General features: G+C 78.8%; 1 protein-coding gene. It reads right to left on the bottom strand.

What is annotated here, in order from left to right; genetic code table 11:
• Positions 1-278, bottom strand: a 278-nt coding sequence (locus AB2U10_RS19300; protein WP_367916707.1) for an rRNA adenine N-6-methyltransferase family protein, incomplete at both ends; no start/stop codon positions are given.

Here is a 278-nt window from a genome sequence, read left to right as displayed (position 1 = left end):
CGCGAACGGCGGGTTCGCCACCACCCGCGCGCGGGCCGGCAGCCGGGCGCGGCGCAGGTCGGCCTCGACCACGCGGACCCGCGGCTGGTCGGCGAACCGGCGGCGGAGCACGGCGGCGAAGCGCGGATCGCGCTCGATCGCCAGCACCGACGCACCGCGGGCGGCCAGCGCCGCGGTGATCGTGCCGGGACCGGCGCCGAGGTCGACGACCAGCGATCCCGGCGCCGTGCCGGCGACCAGCTGGCGAAGGACGGTGGGGGAGTGCAGGAGATGAACCC

It is taken from the genome of Leadbetterella sp. DM7 (assembly GCF_040829825.2).
GTDB lineage: Bacteria > Bacteroidota > Bacteroidia > Cytophagales > Spirosomataceae > Leadbetterella.
Note: the sequence above shows the minus strand (reverse complement) of the source record. Positions and strands in the feature narration are given on the sequence as shown.